At 48.1% G+C, this 24,169-nt stretch carries 17 protein-coding genes; 15 read left to right on the top strand and 2 right to left on the bottom strand.

Annotated features, from left to right (window positions below):
- The first annotated feature begins 42 nt into the window (after positions 1 to 42).
- From DFQ00_RS01175 to DFQ00_RS01145, 7 genes are all read left to right on the top strand, one after another.
- Positions 43 to 1,728 carry a type 2 periplasmic-binding domain-containing protein gene (locus DFQ00_RS01175; protein WP_110893333.1) on the top strand — a complete coding sequence of 562 codons (1,686 nt, stop codon included), beginning with the start codon at positions 43 to 45 and terminating at the stop codon, positions 1,726 to 1,728.
- Positions 1,729 to 2,010: 282 nt separating this feature from the next.
- Entirely contained in the window at positions 2,011 to 2,901 is an 891-nt protein-coding gene (locus DFQ00_RS01170) for an ABC transporter permease (RefSeq protein ID WP_110893331.1), read from the top strand.
- 29 nt (positions 2,902 to 2,930) lie between these two features.
- On the top strand, positions 2,931 to 3,809 hold the full coding sequence (locus DFQ00_RS01165; protein WP_110893329.1) for a carbohydrate ABC transporter permease: 879 nt from the start codon (positions 2,931 to 2,933) through the stop codon (positions 3,807 to 3,809).
- 32 nt (positions 3,810 to 3,841) lie between these two features.
- Positions 3,842 to 4,927: a glycoside hydrolase family 53 protein gene (locus DFQ00_RS01160; RefSeq protein ID WP_110893327.1), complete on the top strand. Its 1,086-nt coding sequence runs from the start codon at positions 3,842 to 3,844 to the stop codon at positions 4,925 to 4,927.
- 53 nt (positions 4,928 to 4,980) lie between these two features.
- Positions 4,981 to 7,053, top strand: a complete 2,073-nt coding sequence (locus DFQ00_RS01155) for a beta-galactosidase (RefSeq protein ID WP_110893325.1) — start codon at positions 4,981 to 4,983, stop codon at positions 7,051 to 7,053.
- 227 nt (positions 7,054 to 7,280) lie between these two features.
- Complete coding sequence (locus DFQ00_RS01150; protein ID WP_110893323.1) at positions 7,281 to 8,720, top strand: NAD-dependent malic enzyme; 1,440 nt, start codon at positions 7,281 to 7,283, stop codon at positions 8,718 to 8,720.
- Complete coding sequence (locus DFQ00_RS01145; RefSeq protein ID WP_110893321.1) at positions 8,720 to 9,412, top strand: HD domain-containing protein; 693 nt, start codon at positions 8,720 to 8,722, stop codon at positions 9,410 to 9,412. Before DFQ00_RS01150 ends, DFQ00_RS01145 begins: the two co-directional genes overlap by 1 nt.
- A 116-nt stretch (positions 9,413 to 9,528) precedes the next feature.
- Here the strand turns inward: DFQ00_RS01145 and DFQ00_RS01140 are convergent, their stop codons facing one another.
- Positions 9,529 to 10,125, bottom strand: a complete 597-nt coding sequence (locus DFQ00_RS01140) for a TetR/AcrR family transcriptional regulator (protein WP_110893320.1) — start codon at positions 10,123 to 10,125, stop codon at positions 9,529 to 9,531.
- Positions 10,126 to 10,319: 194 nt separating this feature from the next.
- On the opposite strand from DFQ00_RS01140, the gene DFQ00_RS01135 reads away from it, so the two are divergent.
- From DFQ00_RS01135 to DFQ00_RS01110, 6 genes are all read left to right on the top strand, one after another.
- Positions 10,320 to 11,081 carry a glucose 1-dehydrogenase gene (locus tag DFQ00_RS01135; protein ID WP_110893318.1) on the top strand — a complete coding sequence of 254 codons (762 nt, stop codon included), beginning with the start codon at positions 10,320 to 10,322 and terminating at the stop codon, positions 11,079 to 11,081.
- 283 nt (positions 11,082 to 11,364) lie between these two features.
- Entirely contained in the window at positions 11,365 to 12,432 is a 1,068-nt protein-coding gene (locus DFQ00_RS01130) for an FUSC family protein (RefSeq protein ID WP_110893317.1), read from the top strand.
- A gap of 94 nt (positions 12,433 to 12,526) precedes the next feature.
- A complete protein-coding gene (locus DFQ00_RS01125) occupies positions 12,527 to 12,988 on the top strand; it encodes a pyridoxamine 5'-phosphate oxidase family protein (RefSeq protein WP_110893316.1) in 462 nt (153 codons plus the stop codon).
- Between the two features lie 87 nt (positions 12,989 to 13,075).
- The gene (gene helD / locus DFQ00_RS01120) at positions 13,076 to 15,451 is read left to right on the top strand and encodes an RNA polymerase recycling motor HelD (protein ID WP_110893314.1); all 2,376 of its coding nucleotides are present in this window, start codon (positions 13,076 to 13,078) and stop codon (positions 15,449 to 15,451) included.
- A 396-nt stretch (positions 15,452 to 15,847) separates the two neighbouring features.
- The gene (locus tag DFQ00_RS01115) at positions 15,848 to 17,653 is read left to right on the top strand and encodes an adenine deaminase (protein ID WP_110894041.1); all 1,806 of its coding nucleotides are present in this window, start codon (positions 15,848 to 15,850) and stop codon (positions 17,651 to 17,653) included.
- A gap of 412 nt (positions 17,654 to 18,065) precedes the next feature.
- Positions 18,066 to 18,995: a hypothetical protein gene (locus DFQ00_RS01110; RefSeq protein ID WP_110893312.1), complete on the top strand. Its 930-nt coding sequence runs from the start codon at positions 18,066 to 18,068 to the stop codon at positions 18,993 to 18,995.
- Between the two features lie 173 nt (positions 18,996 to 19,168).
- On the opposite strand, the gene DFQ00_RS01105 is transcribed toward DFQ00_RS01110, so the two are convergent.
- Positions 19,169 to 20,095, bottom strand: coding sequence for a helix-turn-helix domain-containing protein (locus DFQ00_RS01105; RefSeq protein WP_110893310.1), 927 nt, complete (start codon positions 20,093 to 20,095; stop codon positions 19,169 to 19,171).
- Between the two features lie 172 nt (positions 20,096 to 20,267).
- On the opposite strand from DFQ00_RS01105, the gene yicI reads away from it, so the two are divergent.
- Positions 20,268 to 22,586, top strand: a complete 2,319-nt coding sequence (yicI, locus tag DFQ00_RS01100; RefSeq protein ID WP_110893308.1) for an alpha-xylosidase — start codon at positions 20,268 to 20,270, stop codon at positions 22,584 to 22,586.
- Between the two features lie 196 nt (positions 22,587 to 22,782).
- Positions 22,783 to 24,087 (top strand): bacillibactin exporter BcbE, encoded by a 1,305-nt coding sequence (gene bcbE, locus DFQ00_RS01095; protein WP_110893306.1) that lies wholly within the window; start codon positions 22,783 to 22,785, stop codon positions 24,085 to 24,087.
- Positions 24,088 to 24,169 lie beyond the last annotated feature (82 nt).

Raw genomic sequence — 24,169 nt, 5'->3', positions numbered from 1 at the left:
CTATAATGAAAGGGTAACCAAAACGATTTAAGGGGGAACAACATGAGAGCGCAATCAACGAAAAAGAAATTCTTGTCGCTTCTCGCTACGACGCTCTGTCTGACCGTCGTTCTTGCAGGATGCTCGGGAGGAAGCGGGAGCAAGGATAGTGCTGAACCAAGCGCATCCGGGACCCAAAATGAATACAAGGAAAAGTATGATCCAGCAGTAACGATCACCACAGCATGGGGGATCGACCCTGAGTTGAAATTCAAAAATGGCGAATCCATGGAAAATAACGTCGCTACGAAATGGGCCAAGGATAAATTCGGTATCGAGATTAAATCCCTGTGGTCTGTAACCGATACAAACAACGCGTTCGCAACCAAGCTTCGTTTGGCCATGTCCTCGGGTCAGGAAATGCCTGACATCGTAACCGTAGGTGACAACCTGCTGGCTCAGGATCTGATCGATTCCGGCATGTATCAGGAAGTTGGCCCGCTGTTCGACAAGTATGCTTCTGATACTTGGAAAAAAGCGATGGAACAGGATCCAAATGTATGGAATTCATACAGCCGCGACGGCAAAAGAATGGGTATTCCTGTACTGGATTACGCGTACAACAACGACTACCTGCTCTGGATTCGTCAAGACTGGCTTGATAAGCTGAATCTGAAAGCACCTAAAACGATTGATGAGCTTGAAGCAGTTATGGAAGCTTTCAAAAACAAAAACCCAGATGGTCTGGCACCTGATAAAGTAACTCCGCTCAGCATCGGTTTCAAAACATCCATGAATACCTGGATGGGTGATCCTTCCTGGATCTTTGGCGCTTATGGCACACTGCCGTTTCAATGGAATGTAGGTACAGATGGCAAGCTGGAGTATGGTTCGATTAACCCAGGCATGAAAGAAGGCTTGGCTAAATTAAGCGACTGGTTGAAAAAAGGATATATTCCGCAAGAAGCAGCACTTTGGGATGAAAACAAAACAGCAGAACCTGCTGTAGCGGGTACAGCTGGTATTATCCCTGGTCCTTACTGGATGAGCGGCTGGCCGCTGATTGATACGGTGAAAAACGTACCAAGTGCAGTATGGAAGCCTATCGAAATTCCGACAGGTCCTGAAGGTAAAGCAATGCGTCACGGCACACAGTTTGTTAACGGTGTGACCCTGATCAAAAAAGATATGGCACATCCGGAAGCATTCTTCACATACCAGAATTACCTGTTCGACAACTATGCTGATCCGGCTCCAGGCAGTCCTTATGATAACGGTCTGTTTGAAGGTTATGATTATCAGCTGGATGCCAACGGCAAACAGAAAAAACCGGACGAAATTGATGGTGGATATGTCAACGTAGTACGTTATCTGCTTGTTCGTGACGGCGCACGTATTCCAGATGCACAGATGAAAGCTCTGATGAATCTGGCAGATGGCAAGGAGCCGCAAACGAAGCTGGAAAAAGATGTAGCGGTGAACTATGGACCTGAGACACCTGCGGCGGCCAAAGTGCTGCTGGAGCAAAAAGATATTTCGTTCAAAAATATGTTCACAGGCCCTACAACCAAAACGATGAAAGCCAAGCTGGACTATCTCAACAAAATTGAGAATCAGGCATTCAATGAAATTATCTATGGCAAGAGCCCAATCGATTCATTTGATACCTTTGTTCAAACATGGAAATCCGGTGGCGGCGATCAGATCACTCAGGAAGTTAACGAGTGGTATGACGGCGTGAAGAAATAAGCTGAACTACTCTATGAAATCGTAAAGCAAATGTGGCGCACAGACGATATGAATCTGTGCGCCCTTTTGTATGTTCAACGTCATAAAAATACATAAAAAATCCAGTGAAATAGCGGCTTGGCGGCTTTCCGAGCTGAGCAGCAGGGCCTAAGTCCAAAGTAGTTGCTTTTGTGCCATTTATATTGCTTTTATGCGCTGTTTGAGGGTGCTGGAAGGTTGATATAATTTGCCTATAAGCCACTCAGGGAGTCTTGAGTAGGAAGAATTACAGGGGGAGCAATCATGAGAACTTTAAAACGAACTTGGCCATTCCACGTAATGCTGCTGCCAGCTATCATCTTTCTGATTATTTTCAGTTATGTGCCTATGGGCGGAATTGTTATGGCATTCCAGAACTACAAACCATGGCTTGGCATTAGCGGCTCGGACTGGGTCGGGCTTGATAACTTTAGATATTTATTCGAACGGGAGGACAGCTTGCAGGTCATCTGGAATACGCTGATCATCGCTGTACTCAAACTGATTTTTAACTTGTTTATACCTTTCGTGTTTGCCATTCTGCTGAATGAGGTTCGCAAGATGGCCATTCAACGCACAATTCAAACGCTTGTATATTTGCCTCACTTCTTGTCCTGGGTCATTCTGGGCGGTATTTTGCTCGATCTGCTGTCAACAGGTGGTCTGGTGAACCGGGTGCTTGGCACCTTTGGTCTTGGGCCATACTTCTTCCTCGGAGATAACAGCTTGTTCCGTCCGACGATCATTATCACGGATGTGTGGAAGGAATTCGGCTATAACATGATTGTCTTTCTGGCTGCACTGGCAGGCATTAATCCGGCACTATATGAAGCGGCAGAGATCGACGGAGCGAATCGCTGGAAGCAGACACTTCACATTACGATCCCGTCTCTCGTACCGATGCTGATGGTGGTAGGAACGCTCGCGCTCGGTAACGTATTGAATGCCGGCTTTGACCAGATCTTCAACCTGTACAACCCGCTTGTATATCAATCGGGAGACATCATTGATACATTCGTATATCGCTCGGCGCTGGAAAATGGGGAGATGGGCTTCGCAACAGCCATCGGATTGTTCAAATCCGTCATCAGTATGGTGCTAATCCTCGTATCGTACAGCCTGGCTAAGAAATACGCCGGATACCGCATATTCTAAACGAATGAACAGAGAAGGAAGGGACTACGATGTATCATAAATCAACATCATATCGTGTATTTAACGTTATCAATATCAGTTTTCTCATTCTGGTCGCCATTATGTGTATTGTACCGATGATTCACGTATTGGCTGTATCCTTCAGTAACAAAGCTGCGGCGGATGCCAATCTGGTCAGTCTCTGGCCGGTAGGCTTCTCCCTTGAAGCTTATAAAAAAACAATGAACAATCCGATCTTTCTGAACTCACTCTGGATTTCACTGCTGCGTACCGTTATCGGTACAGGCATCACGCTCCTCATCACCTTCCTTGCAGCATATCCGCTGTCCAAGGAAAACAGTGAGTTTAAAGGCAGAACCGTATACTCCTGGATTTTCGTATTCAGCATGATTTTCAACGGCGGTCTGGTCCCGTTCTACATGGTTATTCAGAAAATCGGTCTGATGGATTCCTTCTGGGTACTGGTGCTGCCAGGTGCAGTCAACACGTTCCTGGTTATCCTGATGTTGAACTTCTTCCGCGGCATTCCGAAAGAGCTTGAAGAAGCAGCCCTGATTGACGGAGCGAACCATTTCAGAACATTGTTCAGCATCTTCCTGCCGATCTCCATGCCCTCCATTGCAACCATTGCACTGTTCAGCATGGTGTTTCACTGGAACTCCTGGTTTGATGGTCTGTTGTATATGAACAATGCCAAAGACTATCCGCTTGCAACATTTATGCAGACCGTCATTATCAAACGGGATATGAGTACGATGGCGATGAATCCGAAGGAGATGGAAACGATCTCTCAAACAACGGTACGTGCAGCTCAAATCTTCATCGGAAGTGCGCCAATCCTGATTGTATATCCATTCCTGCAACGCTATTTTGTAAAAGGTATGACACTGGGCTCAGTGAAAGGCTGAGCCTGAATCCCTAATTTATGGAGGCTGATATTTTGAATCAATCCACCAAACAACCATTTATTCTTGGCATGGATGTGTCATTTATGGACGAGATCGAACAGCATGGGGGAACATATCGGGATGCGGATGGCAAAGAAGAAGATCTGCTTACCATTCTCAAGCTGAATGATGCCAATGCAATTCGGCTGCGAATCTGGAATGATCCAGTCGGCGGATTCTGTAATCTGGAGCGCACAATTGAAGTTGCGAAACGTATCAAGGCTCAGGGCTTGCAGTTTCTGCTCGATTTTCATTACTCGGACCGATGGGCTGATCCGGCCAATCAGTGGAAGCCGAAAGCATGGGAGAACCTGTCCTATGAGCAGCTTAAACTGGCGGTATGCACATATACAGCGGATGTACTTCGCGCATTAAAGGAGCACGATGCCCTGCCGGATATGGTTCAGGTCGGCAATGAAATTACGCCAGGCATGCTGTGGGATGATGGACGTGTCGGCGGCGAAGAGCATGATACGGACGAGCAGTGGCAACGCTTTGCGGGGCTTGTGAAATATGGCATTGCGGCAGTTAAATCAGTTGATCCTTCAATTCAGATTATGATTCATATTGACCGCGGCGGCGATAATGCGGAAAGTCGAAAATTCTATGATCGCTTTGAAGCACTGGGTGTTGAGTTTGACGTCATCGGGTTGTCCTATTACCCTTGGTGGCATGGAACGCTGGATGCACTGCGTGACAATCTGAACGATCTGGCCAAGCGTTATGGCAAGCCAATCAATGTTGTGGAAACCGCGTATCCATGGACCCTTGAACAGCCGGAAGGCATCGAATGGATCATGAATCAGGAGGATATGCTGTTGCCAGGTTATCCGGCCACTGTGGAGGGGCAGACTCGATATTTGCAGGATATGCTGCAGATTATTCGTGAAGTTCCCGGCGGTCTGGGCCATGGCTTCTACTATTGGGAGCCTGCATGGATTCCGAGCAAGGAAGAATGGTCCGTAGGCCACCCGAACAACTGGGGGAACCTGACGATGTTTGATTTCAAAGGTCGTAAGCTCGATTCATTCAAGGCGTTAACTGCGGCGCAAGAACTGAATGCCACATCCTTCGTTTAATAAGGTTTGCAAAAGCAAAATGTTCGTAATACAACAGCAAGGGAGTTTTACTCATGACATACCAATTTCCACCTGTAAGTTCCAAAGCACCGCATATGCTGCATGGTGCAGACTACAACCCGGAGCAGTGGCTCCGTTATCCTGAAGTGCTGGAAGAAGATATTCGCTTGATGAAACTAGCCAAATGTAATGTGATGTCCATCGGTATTTTCTCCTGGGTATCACTTGAACCGGAAGAAGGCGTGTATACGTTTGAATGGCTGGATCAGGTGCTGGAGCGTTTCGCAGCGAGTGGCATTTACGCTTTTCTGGCAACACCAAGTGGTGCCAGACCAGCTTGGATGTCAGCAAAGTACCCTGAAGTGCTGCGTGTCTCCGAAAATCGGGTGCGGAACCTTCATGGCTTCCGTCATAACCATTGTTATACGTCTCCGGTGTATCGCGAAAAGGTGACGGAGATGAACACAAAACTGGCCGAGCGGTATTCGGATCATCCTGCCGTCATTGGCTGGCATATTTCGAATGAATACGGCGGGGATTGTCACTGTGACTACTGTCAGGAGGCATTCCGCGGCTGGGTGAAAAATAAATACAAAACGCTGGATGAGCTGAATCATGCGTGGTGGACAACATTCTGGAGCCATACGGTAACAGACTGGAGTCAGGTCGAATCTCCGGCACCGCATGGTGAGACTCAGGTTCATGCCATGAATCTGGACTGGCGCCGTTTCGTAACGGATCAGACAGCAGATTTCATCGTACACGAGACGAAGCCACTCAAGGCGAAAAATCCGAATCTGCCTGTGACTACCAACCTGATGGAATTCTACGGCGGTCTCAACTATTGGAAGTTCGCAGATATTCTTGATTTCCTCTCCTGGGATAGCTACCCGACATGGCATGATGCAGAGGATGATGCGAAGCAGGCGTCCCGTATTGCGATGATGCATGATATTGTACGGTCCATCAAAGGCGGTCAACCGTTCCTGCTGATGGAAAGCACGCCAAGCTCAACCAACTGGCAGGATGTGAGCAAGCTGAAGCGTCCGGGTATGCATCTGTTGTCTTCCTTGCAGGCGGTAGCTCACGGATCAGACAGCGTGCAGTACTTCCAGTGGAGAAAAAGCCGCGGGTCCAGCGAGAAGCTGCATGGTGCTGTGGTTGACCATGTAGGCACTGAGCATACGCGTGTATTCAAGGATGTAACAGACGTAGGCACAGCGCTACAGAGCATGCAGGATATTGTAGGGGCGTCGGTTCCTGCCGAAGTTGCAATCATCTTTGATTGGGAAAACCGCTGGGCTGTGAATGATTCACAGGGTCCGCGCAACATCGGTGTGAAATACGAGCAGACGGTAGAGGCTCACTATGAAGCCTTCTGGAAAAAAGGTGTAGCCGTGGACGTGATTGATATGGATGCCGATCTGTCCAAATACAAAGTGCTCGTTGCACCCATGCTCTATCTCGTTCGTGAGGGTGTAGGCGAACGAATCGAAAAGTTTGTGGAGCAGGGCGGTACATTTGTAGCAACATACTGGTCGGGCATCGTTAATGAGAACGATCTGTGCTTCCTGGGAGGATTCCCTGGACCGCTTCGCAAAACGCTGGGCATCTGGTCTGAAGAGATTGACGGACTGCATGATCGTGAACTCAACGGCATTATTCCAGAGCAGGGCAATGCGCTTGGGCTTACAGCGGAATATGATGCAATTGAGCTCTGTGATCTGATTCATCTGGAGGGTGCGAAGTCGCTGGCTTCTTATCGTTCCGATTTCTATGCAGGACGACCGGCCTTAACTGTGAACGAGCTGGGCTCGGGCAAGGCCTATTATATGGCTGCACGTATGAAAGCACCATTTTACGATGATTTCTACGGCAAGCTGATTGCTGAGCTCGATCTGGAGCGCGGACTCAAGTCCGAGCTGGCTGCGGGTACAACGGCTCATGTTCGTACAGACGGTCATTCCGACTATGTATTTGTACAGAACTATACAGAGAACGAGAAGCAGATTCAGCTGGACAATCAGGCGTATACCGATGTGCTCAGCGGTCAAGCGGTGCAATCTGGCATGAGCTTGCAACCTTACGATATTCGCGTGCTACGCAGAGCAGCAAATCGCAAATAAGGCGATGTCAGTGAATTGCATCAGAGGAATAGCATAATATAATATGAAACAGCCGATAAACGGATTGCCCAAGTGCCTCGAAGCAGGTGCTTGGGTAATCTTTTTTTGATGCTGAAATAGGGCTTCAGCACTTTTTCTGGACAAGATAAAGGATAATCGTGTCCACGTAGCGAAGACAAATACGTAACTTGTCAACTTTAGACTTTCATTGTCTGGGAGGAATTGGAATGAATCAGAGAAATCTGGACGGCAACAGCATTATTATACGGCTGGAAATGACAACGAAAGATATCAAGTTTGGCGAAGTGGCCTCGGCCATCTCGGAAGCTGGAGGAGACATCATTGCCATTGACGTCATTTCGACCAATCAGGATGTCAGTGTGCGCGACTTGACTGTTGCAGTCACCGACTCACAGGACAACAGTAAAATTATAGAAGCTGTGCGTCAACTAAAAGGCGTATCTATCGTTAACGTATCGGATCGTACATTCCTGCTGCATCTGGGCGGCAAGATTGAAGTGACACCGAAAACCCCGATTCACAACCGGGAAGACCTGTCGCGTGTATACACACCGGATGTGGCCCGGGTATGCTCTGCGATATCCGAGGAGCCGGGGAAAGCTTTCTCACTCACAATTAAACGGAATACCGTTGCCGTTGTGTCTGATGGCAGCGCGGTGCTGGGGCTTGGCAATATCGGACCGCGTGCAGCGATGCCGGTTATGGAAGGAAAAGCGATGCTGTTCAAACAGTTTGCAGGTGTGGATGCGTTCCCGATCTGTCTGGATACTCAGGATACCGAAGAAATCATCCGAACGGTGAAAGCGATATCACCAGCCTTCGGCGGCATCAATCTGGAGGATATTTCTTCCCCGCGGTGCTTCGAGATTGAACGCCGCTTGAATGAAGAACTGGACATTCCGGTGTTCCACGATGATCAGCATGGTACAGCGGTTGTGCTGTATGCAGGTCTGATAAATGCGCTGAAGCTGGTTGGAAAATCCATTGATGATGTGAAAATTGTAGTGTGTGGCATCGGGGCCGCTGGCGTGGCATGCAGCAATATTTTGCTATCTGCCGGTGCGAAGCGACTCATCGGTGTGGATCGCGAGGGTGCAATCGTCCGTACGAATACGTATGAAAATGAGGTCTGGACAGAGTATGCAGCGCGCACTAACCCTGATCTGGAGACGGGTTCCTTGCGGGAAGTTATCCGCGATGCCGATGTTTTTATCGGCTTGTCTCGCGGCAATCTGCTTACACGCGAGGATGTACAGACGATGGCGGATAATCCTATTGTATTTGCAATGGCCAATCCGGTGCCTGAGATTATGCCGGCTCTGGTTGAGGATATTGTAGCTGTTATGGCGACAGGACGCTCTGATTATCCGAACCAGATTAATAATGTGCTTTGTTTTCCAGGCATGTTCAGGGCGGTACTCGATTGCCGGGCAACGGAAATCAATGAAGAGATGAAGCTGGCGGCAGCTCAGGCGATTGCCTCATCCATCTCGGATGAAGAGCGCACTCGTTATTACATTATCCCAAGTGTATTTAACGATAAAGTGGTGAAATCCATGCGCAGCCGTGTCATTGAGGCGGCAATCAAGACGGGCGTGGCGAGACGTGTGCCGCGAGAGCAGACGCGTGAAGGTGGAGAATCCTGATGACCTCCGATCGACCTCATTCATCGAAGCGATCACATCATCCAGTGAATGAATCCATTCTGCGTGCGGCTCGTGCTTTTGTACAGGAGGACGCATCCCGGCACTCCGATGGACATGACTGGACTCATATTGAGCGCGTCACAGCTCTTGCAGCCAGACTGGCTCATGATGAAGGGGCTGACCCGTTCATCTGTGAACTGGCTGCACTGCTGCATGATGTACCGGACGAGAAGCTCAATGACAGCCTGGAGGCGGGCATGGCGAAGCTGCACGCGTGGCTGGATACGCAGCCGCTTGCTCCAGCCACGCGGGATGCGGTGCTGAACATTATTAGCACGATTTCGTATGCAGGTGGTCAAGTAGCTGCGCTCAGCTCCCTTGAGGCCCAAGTTGTACAGGATGCAGATCGTCTGGATGCACTGGGTGCAATCGGCATTGCCCGTACCTTTGCATTTGCCGGTGCTCGCGGGCGTGAAATGTACGATCCTTCACTTCCGCCACGGGAGCAGATGACCCGTGAGCAATATCGGAATGAGCGCAGCACAACGATTAATCATTTTTACGAGAAATTGTTCAAGCTCAAAGATTTGATGAATACTTCCCGTGGTAAGGAACTGGCTCGGCAGCGTCATGATTACATGGTGCGGTTCGTAGAGCAGTTCAAGAACGAATGGCAAGGTACGGAGCAGTAAAGCAAGCGGCAGCCAATCGCCGGCGTGTCAACAACCCATGTCATTGTGAAAGCATTCCGTCTCTGTTTGGAGACGGTGTGCTTTTTTATATTTTTTCAGCCGAAGAATGGTTATGATTACGTTTCGAGTGGTTTGTTCTTATGTGAGACCGAATTTAACTTTGCAATCTCCAGCATCTGCTCGGTCATATATTGAGGGGAATATTTAAAGTTGGACTTGATCCAGAAGGCGATGAAGCTCAGCAGCAAGTACACATGATGATGGGTGATAATGTCTCGATTGATATGTTCAGGTATCGCGGGAAAGAGCAGCTCCATGTCCTGTATGTAGATGGCCTGTATCGCTTGAGCAAGTTTTTCCTGAAAACCCATATTGCTTCTCGTAAAGAATAGCCTGAAGGCAGAAGCATTTTTATGGATGTATTCAAAAATAGTAACAGTGGGATAGGAGATATTCATAAGGTTAAACTCGTGCCTCCTACGTTCATACGGTTCTTTGAAGGAGGTCGTGAATCCCCGGATCGTATCGTCAATGAGCTCATCCAGCAATTCCTCTTTATATTGATAATGAAAGTAGAACGAACCTCTGGCATAACCTGCTGCAGATGTAATCTGAGTGATGGTGATCTCACGCAGCTCCTTCTCGTGAAGCAACGATAGTAAAGCGGCTTTTAAAGCATTTTTGGTTCGGGCAACCCCGATGTTCTCGCGCATGACATATGGCCCTCCTTATGTACAAAATAAACAATATATTGAACATATTATAATTGAAATGTACGATTTTGAACAAATGATTAAAAGTTGTTAATTGAAGTAAGCGTTATCATTTGTATAAAATAAGTGTGTACGTTACTCAACACATGGAAGCATAGAGATTCAGCATTTTGAATATAAGGGAGCGCATGCAGATGAAACTTCAGGGGAAAGCAGCAATTGTAACGGGTGCAGGAAGCGGCATGGGACGAGCTATCGCTGTATTGTACGCACAGGAAGGCGCTAAAGTGGCAGTTGTTGATATTAATCAGGCTGCTGTAGATGCAGTTGTGGCTGAGATCAAGCAAGCCGGGGGAGAAGCCACGGGCATTGTTGCCAATATGGCGTTGAAAGATGACGTTGAACGTATGGTTCAAACCACTGCTTCAACTTATGGTTCGGTTGATATTTTAGTAAATAATGCCGGAGTAATGGACAACTTCACACCGGTTGGTGATGTGACGGATGAGCTGTGGGAGCGCTTGATGAATATTAACCTGAATGGTCCGTTCTGGGCGTGCCGGGCTGCGATCAATATTATGAAGGATCAGAGCGACGGAGGGGTTATTGTCAACAATGCATCCGTGGGTGGGTTGTTTGGGACACGTGGCGGCGCAGCCTATGTTGCCTCGAAGCATGCTCTGATCGGTTTAACGAAAAATATTGCTTCGACCTATGGTCGTGAAGGCGGAAACATCCGGGCCAATGCGATTGCGCCTGGTGGTGTGAACACGAATATTCAGACAACGATTACGGCGCCGCATCCGTTGGGAATGGCAGCTATTGGAGATGCTGGACCAGGCAAGCTTGCCGAGCCGGTGGAGATTGCTCGTGTGGCCTTGTTCCTTGGCTCGAATGATTCCAGCTTTGTAAACGGAGATGTCATTAAAGCGGACGGCGGCTGGACGGCTCGTTAAACCAAAGCATGGATTGCTTGGGCTAAGATGCAAGGAAACGGAAAATAAGCTTCATCCTTTTGCAGGTTTTGGGTTAAATTATGCTCAGAACATCTGCAAGGGATGAGGTTTTTTTGTTGTTTCTATAACGTTCATGAACTGGGAATAGCAAAGGCATAACATGTCATGGTACAATTAATCGTTCTCCTGAACTCATTCAGGCAAAATAAGAAATATGGGGTAATCATGAACATGATCATTATCAAAAGTAAACGAACCGGTTGGGTAAGAGGAGGTGCATGCCATGTCATTTGGTGCACGTGTACTTAAGACAGGTATCGCGGTCACACTGGCTTTATATCTGAGCAGTATGTTCCTGAATCCGCAATCTCCTGTACCTGCCGCGATTGCAGCGATCTTTGCGATGCAGCCTTCCATCTATCGTTCGTGGAAATATTTTCTGGATCAGCTGCAGACAACGACGCTGGGAGCTATTGTGGCTTTGCTCGGTGGCATGGTGTTGTCCAATGAACCCATTGCAGTCGGATTAATTATTGTGCTTGTTATCATGATCTGTCTTAAATTGAATATGGGTGAGACCGTGGGGCTGACACTGGTCACGGTGGTTTCTATTATGGAAGCTTCAGGTGATTGGCACTTTGCACTGAATCGGTTCCTGTTGACTCTTGTAGGCATCATATCTGCATTCCTGATTAACATCTCGGTGTTTCCGCCAAAACCCAAGGTGCAGTTTGTAAAGCAGATCCAAAGTGTATTTAACGGCATGTCCTTGCTGCTTCGCACCTCGATCTCCGACGAGATCAAAGAGGTTGTTTTCCGGGAGGAGAAAAGTAATCTTGGTGGGTCAATCAAGTCCTTATCTGACAAGTATCATCTCTTTGAGGAAGAGCAGAAGAAGATGAAGCGTGCCAAATTCAGCGAGACCCGTCAGATGGTTGTATACAAGCAGATGCTGTTGAGTTTGCAAAAAGGATATGATGTACTGGATTCCGTTGAACGTCATTACTTTCAGGCACAGCGTACCCCGGATATGGATCTGTTCTTTGACACACATCTGGAACGGGTGATCAAGTTCCATGAGCATGCTTTACTTAAATTCGAAGACAAGCTAAAGCCGAATGGTGAGGAAGCAGCACAGTTTGTACTCGATAACGATCATTTCATGGAACAGGCGATCAAGGAGTTTGATATCGACAAGGAAGGTATGTTACGATTATCCATCGTAGCCGCAGCCATCTACGACTATGGCTATCAGCTGGAACGATTAAATCGGCTGGCAGACCATGTGCATAGTGTTGGCGAGGATAAGGATTCACATGACAATTTACTGAACTGGCTGAGATGGCCTTAGCCTGGAAAATCATATACAATAGAATAACAACCAAGCCCGGACATTAGCGTCCGGGCTGTTTGGTCTATTGGGTCAGGAATCGAGGGATAAGGATATGCATATAGATCAGCTTGATACAGAACTGATGGAATGGATGAATGGCAGCCGGCTGGAGACCAAGCAGCATGAGGCGATGCAGCTGCTCACGGTAACAGGCGGGCAATGGGCACATACGGCTATGATTAGCATGGGAGAAGTGCTGGCAATAAGCCCGAGTTGCCTCAGGCTGGCACTTTGGCAAGGCACTCAAACGAGTATGAATATGATGGAAACAGGCAAGGCTACCTTAATTGCAATTCACGGACAACGTTTGCTGCATATCCGTCTGGAAGTGCGCCTTTTGCCGGAATTGGCGAAGGCTGTGCATCCGCGCGACAGATATGAAGGGAATATACAACATATTCGTATAGATGAGGCACCCTATGCAGAAATCACATCAGGCATTACCTTCCAATTAAAGGATCCGGCCAGTGCTTTAGGACGCTGGGCAGCAACAATCGAGGACTTGAAAAAATAAACATATTACACATATACCATTGCCTTTTCGGGCTTGTCCAATGGCTATTTGAAGACACAATCCGGGGAAAGAGGGGCGTATCAATACATGAGTACAGAACAGCAATGGCATGAGGAACAACAGCGGGTTAATATAGTGACTGATTTGATTGAGTGTAGAATCACTGCACTGGAGGAAGAAGTCGGTTCCTTCCGTGGCGAAGTGGTCGAGATGAGAAAAGAATTTTGGGATGAGGTCACAATGAACTTCAGTGAAGCAGATGATGTCGGGGAGACGTCAACAAGCATGCGACAGCAGTCGCAGGTGTTGTCCGACAGGGAGCGAAGTCATCTGAACACAGCTGCGGCTCTGGATAAAATGAAACGACTGCGTCATTCCCCGTATTTCGGACGTATTGATTTTAAGGAGGACGGATATGCAGGTGCGGAGCACATCTATCTGGGGATCGCATCGCTGCTGGATGAGAAGGAGGAGTCCTTCCTCATCTATGATTGGCGTGCCCCCATCTCCAACTTGTATTATGACGGTGCACCAGGACCGATTACCTATCGTACGCCAAGCGGCGAGATTAGTGGTGAGATCGAGATGAAGCGGCAGTTTGTCATTCGTGACAGACGTATACGCTTTATGTTTGATACGGGCGTCACGATTGGGGATCAGCTGCTACAGGCTGTGCTCAGTCGAACGTCGGATGCACAGATGAAAAGCATTGTGGCAACGATTCAGAAGGAGCAAAACCGGATTATTCGCAATGACCGGACGAGAATGTTAATCGTGCAGGGAGCGGCAGGCAGTGGTAAAACCTCTGCTGCGCTCCAGCGGGTAGCGTACCTTCTCTATAAATACCGCGAGCATCTGCAAGCGGATCAGATGGTTCTTTTTTCACCGAATCCGATGTTTAACAGCTATGTATCAACGGTATTGCCGGAGCTAGGAGAAGAGAACATGCTGCAAACGACATTTCAGGAGTATCTGGAGCGCCGATTAGGACGTGAATACCAGCTGGAGGACCCGTTTATTCAACTTGAATATGTACTTACAGGCACGCAAGAGCCGGGATATGCTGCACGAATGTCAAGTATCCGCTTCAAGTCTTCTGCATCCTTTCAGAAGGTTATCACGCGTTACAAGGAAAGCATGCTTTCCGGTGGTATGAAATTCAAGCACGTGCGTTTTCAGGGCAAGGTGATTGTGGATTCGGAAGCGATGGCGGAGAAATTTTATAGCTTTGGTTCATCTGTCAAGCTGGTGAGCCGGCTGGAGCTGCTGCGAGACTGGCTGCTGAAAGAGCTATCGACATATGGCAAAAGTGAACTGGATGCGCCTTGGGTGGATCAGCAGCTTGATGTGATGGAGCCGGAGGACCTGCAGCGCGCTTATCAACGGTTGAAACGCAAACAGAAAGGGAAATCACATACGTTTGATGACTTCCAGCAGGAAAGAGAGATTTTGGCCCGAATGGTTGTCAGTGACCGGCTCAAACCTCTGCGTAAATGGATCAAATCCTTGCGTTTTGTCGACATCCGTCAGCTGTATGCGAATCTGTTTCAGGATCAGGCACAGATGGTGCGTTTGCTGGACAACGAGCCGTTGCCTGCACACTGGGAAGAAATCTCAACGATGACGCTGCGCAGGCTGAAGCTGCAGGAATTGGCTTATGAGGATATCACACCGTATCTGTATTTGCGAGAGCTGCTGCTTGGCTTCCATATTAACTCCGGCATCCGTCATGTCATTATTGATGAAGCGCAGGATTATTCTGCATTTCAGCTGGCGTTTATGAAAAGGCTGTTCCCGCATGCCAAAATTACGGCGCTTGGTGACTTTAATCAGGCCATCTATGCCCACTCGTCTGTACTTAGCGGGACAGGACCGTTAAGTGATCTTTACGGACCAGAGAATACAGAGGTTATTGAGCTGACGCGCAGTTATCGCTCTACGATGGAGATTGTAGAGTTTACACGGGGCATGGTTCCCGGCGGCGAGCAGATTATACCGTTTAACCGAAGTGGCGAAAAGCCAAAAGTCATCGTAACTGCTGATCGGGATCAGCATATGCATCACATTACAGTTGATCTTCATCATCTGATTCAACAGGGATATGAATCAGTTGCAGTGATATGCAAAACAGCAGAAGAGAGCAGCGAGGTTCATGCGCTTCTAAGTCAGAAGCTGGATACTGCGCCCAAACTGATCAAAAAAACGACACTTGCTTTTGAACAGGGTGTTCATGTTGTACCTGCTTATTTGGCAAAGGGGGTCGAGTTTGACGCGGTACTGATCTATGACGGGTCTGCCACAGCTTATTCCCATGAACAGGAACGTAAGCTGTTCTATACGGCCTGTACGCGAGCGATGCATCTGCTGCACGTATATTCTCTAGGAAGACCTAGTCCGTTTATTACCTCACAGTCTGAGGAGTGGTATGAGGTGAAAGACATTACTGCGACTCGTGTAGAGTAACGCTGGTTTTCACTGCCATGTTGCGAGCTAATCATGAATCGCAGTTGATATGCATTAAGATAGGCTGACCTGAATCCCAACTTCTGGTTAGCCTATTTTTTTATTCATGCTGAATGTAGACCAGATTTGACTGGGGTGGTGAAGTAAGCAGACACTTTTTAGTGCATATTGATAATTCAGGTGGTTTTCGTTGTGTGTATACACAATTGATGTAATTTTTCTTTACACATCGAGCCGAGACTCATATAATCGTAACAATCTATTTTTTTTTGGAGCGTTGCAGGATAAAGGGATGCTGGTACCTTCATGAGGGGCACAGGTAACGTTATGAAGGGAATAGGGGATTGATTGAAGGAGGCAGGGAGCTTGAATAAAACAAATTTTGAACGGCCGCTGATGGCCGATTGCGTACCCGATCTGGTTGCAACAGCACGGGGAGATATGAAGGCAACACTTGTGATCCGAGGAGGTACACTGGTCAATGTCATATCGGGTGAGATTTTGCCAGACATGTCAGTCGCTGTACAAGGGGCAAGAATTGCCTATGTCGGCAGAGATGTAAGCCATACGATTGGAGAGCATACCCGAATCATTGAAGCCAAGGGCAAATATATCGCGCCTGGTTTGCTGGATGGTCATTGTCATATCGAGAGTACACAGATGAAGGTGTCCGAGTTCGCAAGAGCAGTATTGCCTTCGGGAACGACGGGTGGTTTCTTCGATCCGCATGAAATATCCAACGTGCTTGGGCTTAGAGGATTGCGGCTTATGCTGGATGAAGCACGTACTACGCCTATGGCTGCATATATGCAGGTGGCTTCGTGTGTGCCCTCCACTCATCCGGGTCTGGAGACAACGGGAGCCTATATTGGCCCGGAAGAGGTGGCAGAGGCGCTTTCCTGGGGCCCGGACATGATTGGTTTGGGTGAAGTGATGAACTTCCCTGGAGTTGTGTACGGAGATGAAACGATGATCGGAGAGATTCAGGCAACGCTGCGTGCAGGCAAGGTGGCAGATGGTCACTTTACCTGGGCAGCCGATGATTGGCGCCTGCCCGCTTATGCGGCAAGTGGTGTTACCGGGGATCATGAGTGTGTAACCAAAGAGGATGTTGTGGAACGGCTGCGCCTTGGCATGTATGCGAAGATGCGTCAGGGGTCCGCTTGGCATGACGTTGCTGAGACAATTAAGGCTTGCACAGAGCTTGGATTGGATACCCGACGGATGATGCTGGTGACAGACGATCGAAGCTCGGAATCACTGCTCAAGGAAGGACACATGGACTTTGTTGTTCGACTGGCCATCTCTCAAGGGGTGAAGCCTGTAACGGCATTTCAGATGGCAACGATTAATACAGCTGAACGCTTCGGCGTAGCGCGTGATATCGGCGCCGTTATTCCGGGCAACATCGCTGACATTATTTTGCTGGACGGTCGCCTTGCAGATGTGCGTGTAGGCATGACGATTGCTGCGGGGCAAGTGGTAGCGGAGAACGGTAAGATGACAGCAGTATGGGATACCTTTACGTATCCTGAGGAAGCTCTCAATACGGTGAAGCTTGAAGCCAATATTCAGCCTCGGGATCTGGAGCTGGCTGCTCCAATTATGGAAGGCACCATCGGTGCGCGAGTAATTCATGTGACAGAGAATCATGTGGAGACCAAGGAAACACATGTGCAAGTGAATGTTCAGGGCGGCAAGGTTGTTCTGCCAGCAACGGGTGAGGTGTGCAAAATTGCGGTGCTGGAACGCCATAAGCAAACAGGAAATCGGGCTGTTGCCCTGGTTGGCGGCATCGGGTTTATAGCACCAGCTGCCATCGCGATGACGGTAGCCCATGACAGCCACAATCTGTTGATTATTGGCAACGATGATGCGCTAATGGCTGAGGCGGGGAATCGGGTCATCCGTATGCAAGGCGGTGTAGCTGTTGTTACGAATGAAGGAGTAACCGAGTTCCCGCTTCGTATTGCAGGGCTCATGTCTGTGGAGCCATTCGAAGTGGTAGCAGAGCAATCGGCGGCTGTCAGCGAAGCGCTGCAATCGGCTGGCTGTACGCTGAATAACGCGTTTATGACCCTGTCCCTGCTCGCATTAGTGGTTATTCCTGAGCTTCGTTTATCGGACATTGGTCTGGTACGAATCTCCGCAGAAGGCATTGAACGGGTTACGTTATTTGATGACGAGCCTGCTGCAGATTAAGCGGACTGTAGACAAGAAGAACGTTTCCACGCAAGCAAGATGAAGATTATTTTTACTATTGTTAATCACAAGCCGCCCTCGGGCGGTTTTTTTTTGTTTGAAAAAAGAAAGCGCTCACTAGGTCTGGAGAATTGCCTCTCTCGAAACGAGGAGAATGACTGAAGTCGTAGTTGGATTGTATATTTTACATAAAATATTGATATTTGTGACTTTTGGACTATGTATTCAGAACTGTGAAATCCCGAAATAAAGTTATATGATTCTTTCGTCATGAGTCTTAGAGGTGATATTGCGTATAAAAGAAGTTTTCATTTATCGTGCTTCCATTAAAGTGCAAAAGTGAATAATAAACGACAACAATTCATCTGGATTTATACGTATGAGCTGCTTAATTTCAAGGGAGTGTATAAATATGAAAACCAAAAGAGAAATTCGTTTCATGCTGCTGATGAGTTGCCTGATCTTGTGTTTGAGCACGGCCTGTTCCTCCAAGGTGTCTGCGATAGGTTCCGATGAACGTGTGGATAGCTACGCTACAATCCATGGCAAGCTGGATCGGCCCGTGAGAGCTACCTGGGTATGGGATACCACTCAGATTAGAAGCAACACACAGGATTTGCTCCATTTTGCTGCGGAGAACGATGTGAATACCATCTATCTGCAAATTAACCGTGACATCAAAATCCCTGAATATAAAAGCTTTATTCGTCTTGCGCGGGCGCAAAATATCGCTGTAGATATCATGGACGGACGTTCTGCCTGGGGCCTGACGGAGAGCCGGAATCAGATTGTTTCCTTCATGGACTGGATTGAGGCTTATCAGGCGCAGGCCTTGTCCCAGGAGAAGTTTGCGGGCATTCATCTGGACATTGAGCCACATGTACATCCACAGTGGAAAACGAATCAGGCTGGTGTCATCACACAGTGGCAGGGAAATGTGAATTATATTGTGGAGCGTGCTGCGGCTATGAAAATGCCGGTCGGAGCTGACCTTCCGTTCTGGCTGGACAATTACAAAATTCCGGGTTCCACGATGGCTGTAAGCAGCTGGATGATTCGTAAATTTGATTCAATCACCATCATGGCTTATCGGGACACAGCAGCAGCGATCTATAATGTTGCGAAAGATGAATTAATTGATGCAGCCTCCGTTGGTAAAACGATCTCGATTGCCGTAGAAACCAAGCAGAGCAAGGAAGGGAATTTTATTACGTTCTACGAAGAGGGGGAAGCATACATGGAAGAGCAGCTAAAGCTGGTAGAGAACATGGCAAGTGTGCATCCATCCTTCAACGGGTTCTCCATTCATGAGTATACGTCCTGGAAAACGTTGAAGAAATAAGAAGTGCACTTGTTCAGCAATGAACAAGGGATAGGAGGCTTGAAGGCTGGCTTCCATGAATCCTTTAAATCGGTTTTAACTTAACGTCATCAAAGGTAAAAACGTAAAAGCTGAAAAGGGAAAAGGTGCTTGCAGAAGTGGTGGCTGCGGCACCTTTTTGGTGTTTTCGCCAATTAGAGGAGCTGGGTAAAGGAATCAGGCTCAAGTGTCATGCTTTGCGTAAACATTTTGCGATAATGGGACGGGGTGGTATGCTTGTGCTTCTTAAAGGTAGTAATAAAGTAGCTCAGATGCTCAAAACCAACGTCCATCGCAATATCGACAATTTTATGATCCGTATTCTCAAGCTGGTAGCAGGCCTGCTGCACACGATAATAATTAATGTAGTCCACCGGACTCTTCTGCACCATCTGTTTGAAAAAGCGGCAGAAATGCCCTTCGCTCATGTTCGCTTCGTCCGCGAGCTCCTTCAGCTTGAGCGGTTCAGGATAACGCTTGTGTATATAACCTAGCACCGATTTCAGGCGTTCCACCTTGTCCGAGCTTCCCCCGTGAACGGAGCCCTTGGTTGGCAGCTCGTTACGGTACTCAAACATACGGGCAAACATCAGGTAGAGGTAAGCTTTCGTGGTCATCTCACAGGTGACTGCCCCGGCCGCATGATCTGCAAAGATACGCATCAGATATGCCAGCACTTCTGCTCCCCAGGCCTCATCTGCCGTAATATGAGAGGGGAGTCGTACGTTTTTTCGTATAAGGGGTGCGATAAACTTCTCCTGTACTGCGTCAAAATTATGGCTGCCAAGCAGATCGACATGAAACACAATAGAGGAAAATACACAGGGCTCAGTGCCTCTCAGGTTTCCTGCATGAATCTCGCCTTGATGAACAAATATCGCCTCGCCTGCCTTGACTTCAATTCGCTTCATGTCAATCTGAAACATAGCAGAGCCTTGCGTGACCAGCGTAAACTCCATCTCGTCATGCCAGTGACAATCGAGGATGCTGTCACCATTTAGCTGCTGAATGTCGGGATACACACTAACCGGGTACATGGCATTGCCATGAATGCGATCCTCCCGTAAACGTTCACGTTCCATATAAGGCCCCTCCTTATATCCTAATCAAAATGTAATCGCTTGCATTGTATGCTGAGAATCAACGATATAACGTCTATAATATCAAAATCCTGATATATTTGATCAAAATAGAAGAAGAAATTCATCATTTATATCAATATCATTATAGTATAACCGAAGGAGGTAATCCAAGATGAAATTTACCGATGGCTACTGGCAAATCCGTGATGGATATCATGTTCAAAATCCGGCGGATGTTCGAGATATTGTACAAAAGGGTGATTCCTTGACTGTATATGCAGCAACGAAACGCATTGAGCGCAAAGGGGACACCTTGAACGGAACACTGCTCAAAGCAACCTACAGCTCGCCTATGCCGGACGTTATTCGTGTACAGCTGAACCACCACAAGGGCAAATTTAATCCCGGGCCCGAGTTTGCTCTGAACACATTGAATACCGATGTAGAAATTACACAAGATGAGCATGGTGCAGAGCTGAAAAGCGGAAATCTTCGTGTAAGCGTGAACAAATTAAAGGGCTGGGATATCGGCTTCCATTATAACGATAAACGTTTGACAGGCAGCGGCTGGAGAGGTCCGGCTTATATTGAGTCAGCGACAGAAGGTGCATTTTTCCGGGAGCAGCTGGAGCTGGGCGTGGGCGAGTATGTCTATGGCCTGGGTGAACGCTTCACTCCGTTTGTGAAGAATGGTCAGGTTGTGGAGATCTGGAACGAGGATGGCGGTACAAGCAGTGAGCAGGCGTACAAGAACATTCCGTTTTATCTGTCGAACAAAGGATATGGCGTCTTTGTTAATCATCCTGAAAAGGTATCCTACGAGATTGCATCTGAAAATGTATCGAAGGTGCAGTTCAGTGTAGAGGGCGAAACACTGGAGTATTTCATTATTGGCGGTGCTAATCCAAAAGAGGTGCTCGATAACTACACCAAGCTGACAGGCAAGCCGGTCTTGCCGCCAGCATGGACATTTGGGCTATGGCTGACGACGTCGTTTACAACAGATTATGATGAAGCGACGGTGAATCACTTTGTAGATGGGATGGCTGAGCGTGATCTGCCGCTTTCCGTTTTTCACTTTGACTGCTTCTGGATGAAGGAGTATCAGTGGTGTGATTTTGAATGGGACAAGGACATGTTCCCGGACCCGGAAGGTATGCTGAAGCGGTTGAAGGATAAAGGGCTAAAAATCTGTGCCTGGATTAACCCGTATATTGCCGAGAAATCCCTTTTGTTTGATGAAGGCATGGAAAAAGGCTATCTCGTCAAAACGGCCGATGGCAGTGTATGGCAGTGGGATAAGTGGCAGGCTGGTATGGGGCTCGTGGATTTCACGAATCCAGAGGCGACTGCATGGTATAAAGACAAGCTGAAAGGATTGATTGACCAGGGCGTGGACTGCTTCAAGACCGACTTTGGCGAAAGAATCCCGACAGATGTTGTGTACTACGACGGCTCCGATCCGGTGAAAATGCACAACTATTACACATTCCTCTACAACAAAGCGGTATTTGATGTGCTGGAAGAAAACCTCGGTAAAAATGAAGCGGCTTTGTTTGCCCGCTCCGCAACCGTAGGTGGTCAGCAATTCCCTGTACACTGGGGCGGCGATTGCTCGTCGAACTATTCGTCCATGGCAGAATCACTGCGTGGCGGCTTGTCGCTCGGACTCTCCGGGTTTGGCTTCTGGAGCCATGATATTAGCGGATTCGAAGCGACAGCAGAGCCGGATGTGTATAAGCGCTGGGTACAGTTCGGGTTACTTTCTTCCCACAGCCGGCTGCACGGCAACGAGTCGTATCGTGTACCGTGGTTGTTCGATGAAGAGGCAGTTGATGTTGTACGTGATTTTACGAAGCTGAAGCTCAGTCTTATGCCGTATCTGTTTAATTCTGCGGTGGAATCTTCTGTAAAGGGTCTGCCCATGATGCGTGCGATGGTGCTGGAGTACCCAGATGATCCAACCTGTGCAACGCTTGACCTGCAATATATGTTTGGTGATTCCATTCTGGTTGCGCCGATTTTTAACCAGCAAGGTGACGTGCGTTATTACCTCCCCGAGGGCACATGGACGAATTATTTGACAGGAGCCAAGGTTCAGGGAGGACGCTGGATCAGTGAGCATCATGATTTCAAAACATTGCCAATTATGATCAAGCCTAACAGTCTGATTGCGGTGGGCGCTGTGGACAGCAAACCGGATTATGATTTTGCCGATAACGTATCCCTGCATTTGTTCGAGCTTGCTGATGGAGAGACAGCACAGGCTGTAGTTGTTAATCAAACCGCAGAACGTGAATTACAAGTCGCAGTAACACGGAGCGGGTCGAAGCTGGACATTCGCGCGGCAGGTGCAGGCAAGCCGTGGAGCATCGTGCTTCGTGGCATTGAGTCTGTATCCAGTATAAAGGGTGGCACGCAGCAAGCCGGATCACAAGGGATTATCGTGACTGCAGCAGCTGGTGCAAGCGAGCTTACTATAGAGCTGTAACATGCTGCAATAGGCGGACGGACGGTGCGTAAGGCACCGTCCGTTTGTTGATCTGGAGAGGACAGCACCATTGCTGGAATAGTGGAAACGATTCGGTTTCGCTAAGGAAATCCATTTTGACATATCCTGAATAATCAACCTTAGTCTAACCGACAATAACGCTGATGTGTGTAGAATCTGCGAAGGTGGTTAGGGTATGTCTGATAAAAAGTGGGACCTCGTCGCACTTGCTTCTATCCCTGTCATTATGACGTTAGGGAACTCCATGCTTATACCGATTTTGCCACAGATTGAACGGGAATTGAAGGTATCTTCATTCAAGGTAAGTATGCTGATTACGGTATATGCTGTAGTGGCCATTCTGCTAATTCCGCTGGCAGGATATTTATCGGATCGGTTTGGCAGGAAAGCTGTAATTATCCCCAGCCTTGTTATTGCAGCGGTGGGTGGGGGTGTCGCGGGTGCCGCGGCATGGATGATGGAAGGAAATATCGCGTACTGGACGATTCTTGCAGGAAGGTTTTTACAGGGGATCGGTGCGGCAGGTGCTTTTCCCATTGTCATTCCACTGGTTGGGGATATGTTTAAGGACGAGGACCAGGTAAGCAAAAGTCTGGGCATTATTGAAACCTCTAATACGTTTGGCAAAGTGCTTAGTCCGATTCTGGGAGCAGCGCTGGCGGTCTGGCTCTGGTATTCACCGTTTCTGGCTGTTCCTGTGCTTTGTCTATTTTCACTATTGCTTGTTATTTTTCTGGTTAAAACGCCGAAGAGACATGAAAAACCCCCGACATTTTCTGAATTTATTGCGTCTATTCGTGACGTTCTAAAACAAAAGGGACGTTGGTTATATGCTTTGTTTGCCATTGGAGGAATCTGCATGTTTCTTCTTTTTGGCGTGCTATATTACCTTTCCGAGACGCTGGAGAGTGAATTTGCGTTAAAGGGCGTTGTGAAAGGCCTTGTACTGGCGATACCGCTGGCTGCATTATGTCTTGCATCTTTTTTCACAGGCAAATGGATCGGCAAAAACAAATCCAGAATGAAATGGCTCGGCTTCACTGGACTTGCTCTGGTTACGGTATCGCTGGGGATCATCGGCATGTTCGACAATATCTATGTTGTCGTGGGGTTATTTACGCTAGGCAGCGTCGGGATCGGGGCCGCACTGCCGTGTCTTGATACGTTAATTACCGAAGGTGTGGATAAAAAACAGCGAGGCACGATAACGGCTTTGTTCAGCAGCATGCGTTTTATCGGAGTATCCCTGGGCCCGCCTGTCGTGTCCTTGCTCATTGGTGCCCATCATTTCCTGCTGTTTGGCATTCTGGCTGCATCCGGCGCATCTGGCGCTTTACTTACCTTGTTAGCGGTGAAGCCGGATCAGGGAGGACAGTCATCCTCCGAAGGAGATCGGAAGCAGCGGCATCAGCATGAGCAGAAAAATGAAACAGAGCCAGCCTACAGGGCCCCTCTGCGCCGTAAAAAAAGTCCGTTTTGACATGCTTCTCTCAATAATGAATATGTCTGAAAAGGGTAAAGCAAAGACGCGTCTACTCCGTAAGCAAATGAAGCATTTGCCC

The organism is Paenibacillus barcinonensis, assembly GCF_003217495.1.
GTDB classification, from domain to species: Bacteria; Bacillota; Bacilli; order Paenibacillales; family Paenibacillaceae; genus Paenibacillus; species Paenibacillus barcinonensis.
This window is presented reverse-complemented; position numbering and strand designations above follow the sequence as displayed.

Excerpts from the sequence above, each read along its gene's own strand:
- DFQ00_RS01175 (WP_110893333.1), top strand. The coding sequence starts at position 43 with ATGAGAGCGCAATCAACGAAAAAGAAATTCTTGTCGCTTCTCGCTACG.
- bcbE (WP_110893306.1), top strand. The coding sequence starts at position 22,783 with ATGTCTGATAAAAAGTGGGACCTCGTCGCACTTGCTTCTATCCCTGTC.
- DFQ00_RS01130 (WP_110893317.1), top strand. The coding sequence starts at position 11,365 with ATGTCATTTGGTGCACGTGTACTTAAGACAGGTATCGCGGTCACACTG.
- DFQ00_RS01125 (WP_110893316.1), top strand. The coding sequence starts at position 12,527 with ATGCATATAGATCAGCTTGATACAGAACTGATGGAATGGATGAATGGC.
- DFQ00_RS01150 (WP_110893323.1), top strand. The coding sequence starts at position 7,281 with ATGAATCAGAGAAATCTGGACGGCAACAGCATTATTATACGGCTGGAA.
- yicI (WP_110893308.1), top strand. The coding sequence starts at position 20,268 with ATGAAATTTACCGATGGCTACTGGCAAATCCGTGATGGATATCATGTT.
- DFQ00_RS01110 (WP_110893312.1), top strand. The coding sequence starts at position 18,066 with ATGAAAACCAAAAGAGAAATTCGTTTCATGCTGCTGATGAGTTGCCTG.
- DFQ00_RS01140 (WP_110893320.1), bottom strand. The coding sequence starts at position 10,125 with ATGCGCGAGAACATCGGGGTTGCCCGAACCAAAAATGCTTTAAAAGCC.
- DFQ00_RS01155 (WP_110893325.1), top strand. The coding sequence starts at position 4,981 with ATGACATACCAATTTCCACCTGTAAGTTCCAAAGCACCGCATATGCTG.
- DFQ00_RS01115 (WP_110894041.1), top strand. The coding sequence starts at position 15,848 with ATGGCCGATTGCGTACCCGATCTGGTTGCAACAGCACGGGGAGATATG.
- DFQ00_RS01170 (WP_110893331.1), top strand. The coding sequence starts at position 2,011 with ATGAGAACTTTAAAACGAACTTGGCCATTCCACGTAATGCTGCTGCCA.
- DFQ00_RS01145 (WP_110893321.1), top strand. The coding sequence starts at position 8,720 with ATGACCTCCGATCGACCTCATTCATCGAAGCGATCACATCATCCAGTG.
- DFQ00_RS01165 (WP_110893329.1), top strand. The coding sequence starts at position 2,931 with ATGTATCATAAATCAACATCATATCGTGTATTTAACGTTATCAATATC.
- helD (WP_110893314.1), top strand. The coding sequence starts at position 13,076 with ATGAGTACAGAACAGCAATGGCATGAGGAACAACAGCGGGTTAATATA.
- DFQ00_RS01105 (WP_110893310.1), bottom strand. The coding sequence starts at position 20,095 with ATGGAACGTGAACGTTTACGGGAGGATCGCATTCATGGCAATGCCATG.
- DFQ00_RS01135 (WP_110893318.1), top strand. The coding sequence starts at position 10,320 with ATGAAACTTCAGGGGAAAGCAGCAATTGTAACGGGTGCAGGAAGCGGC.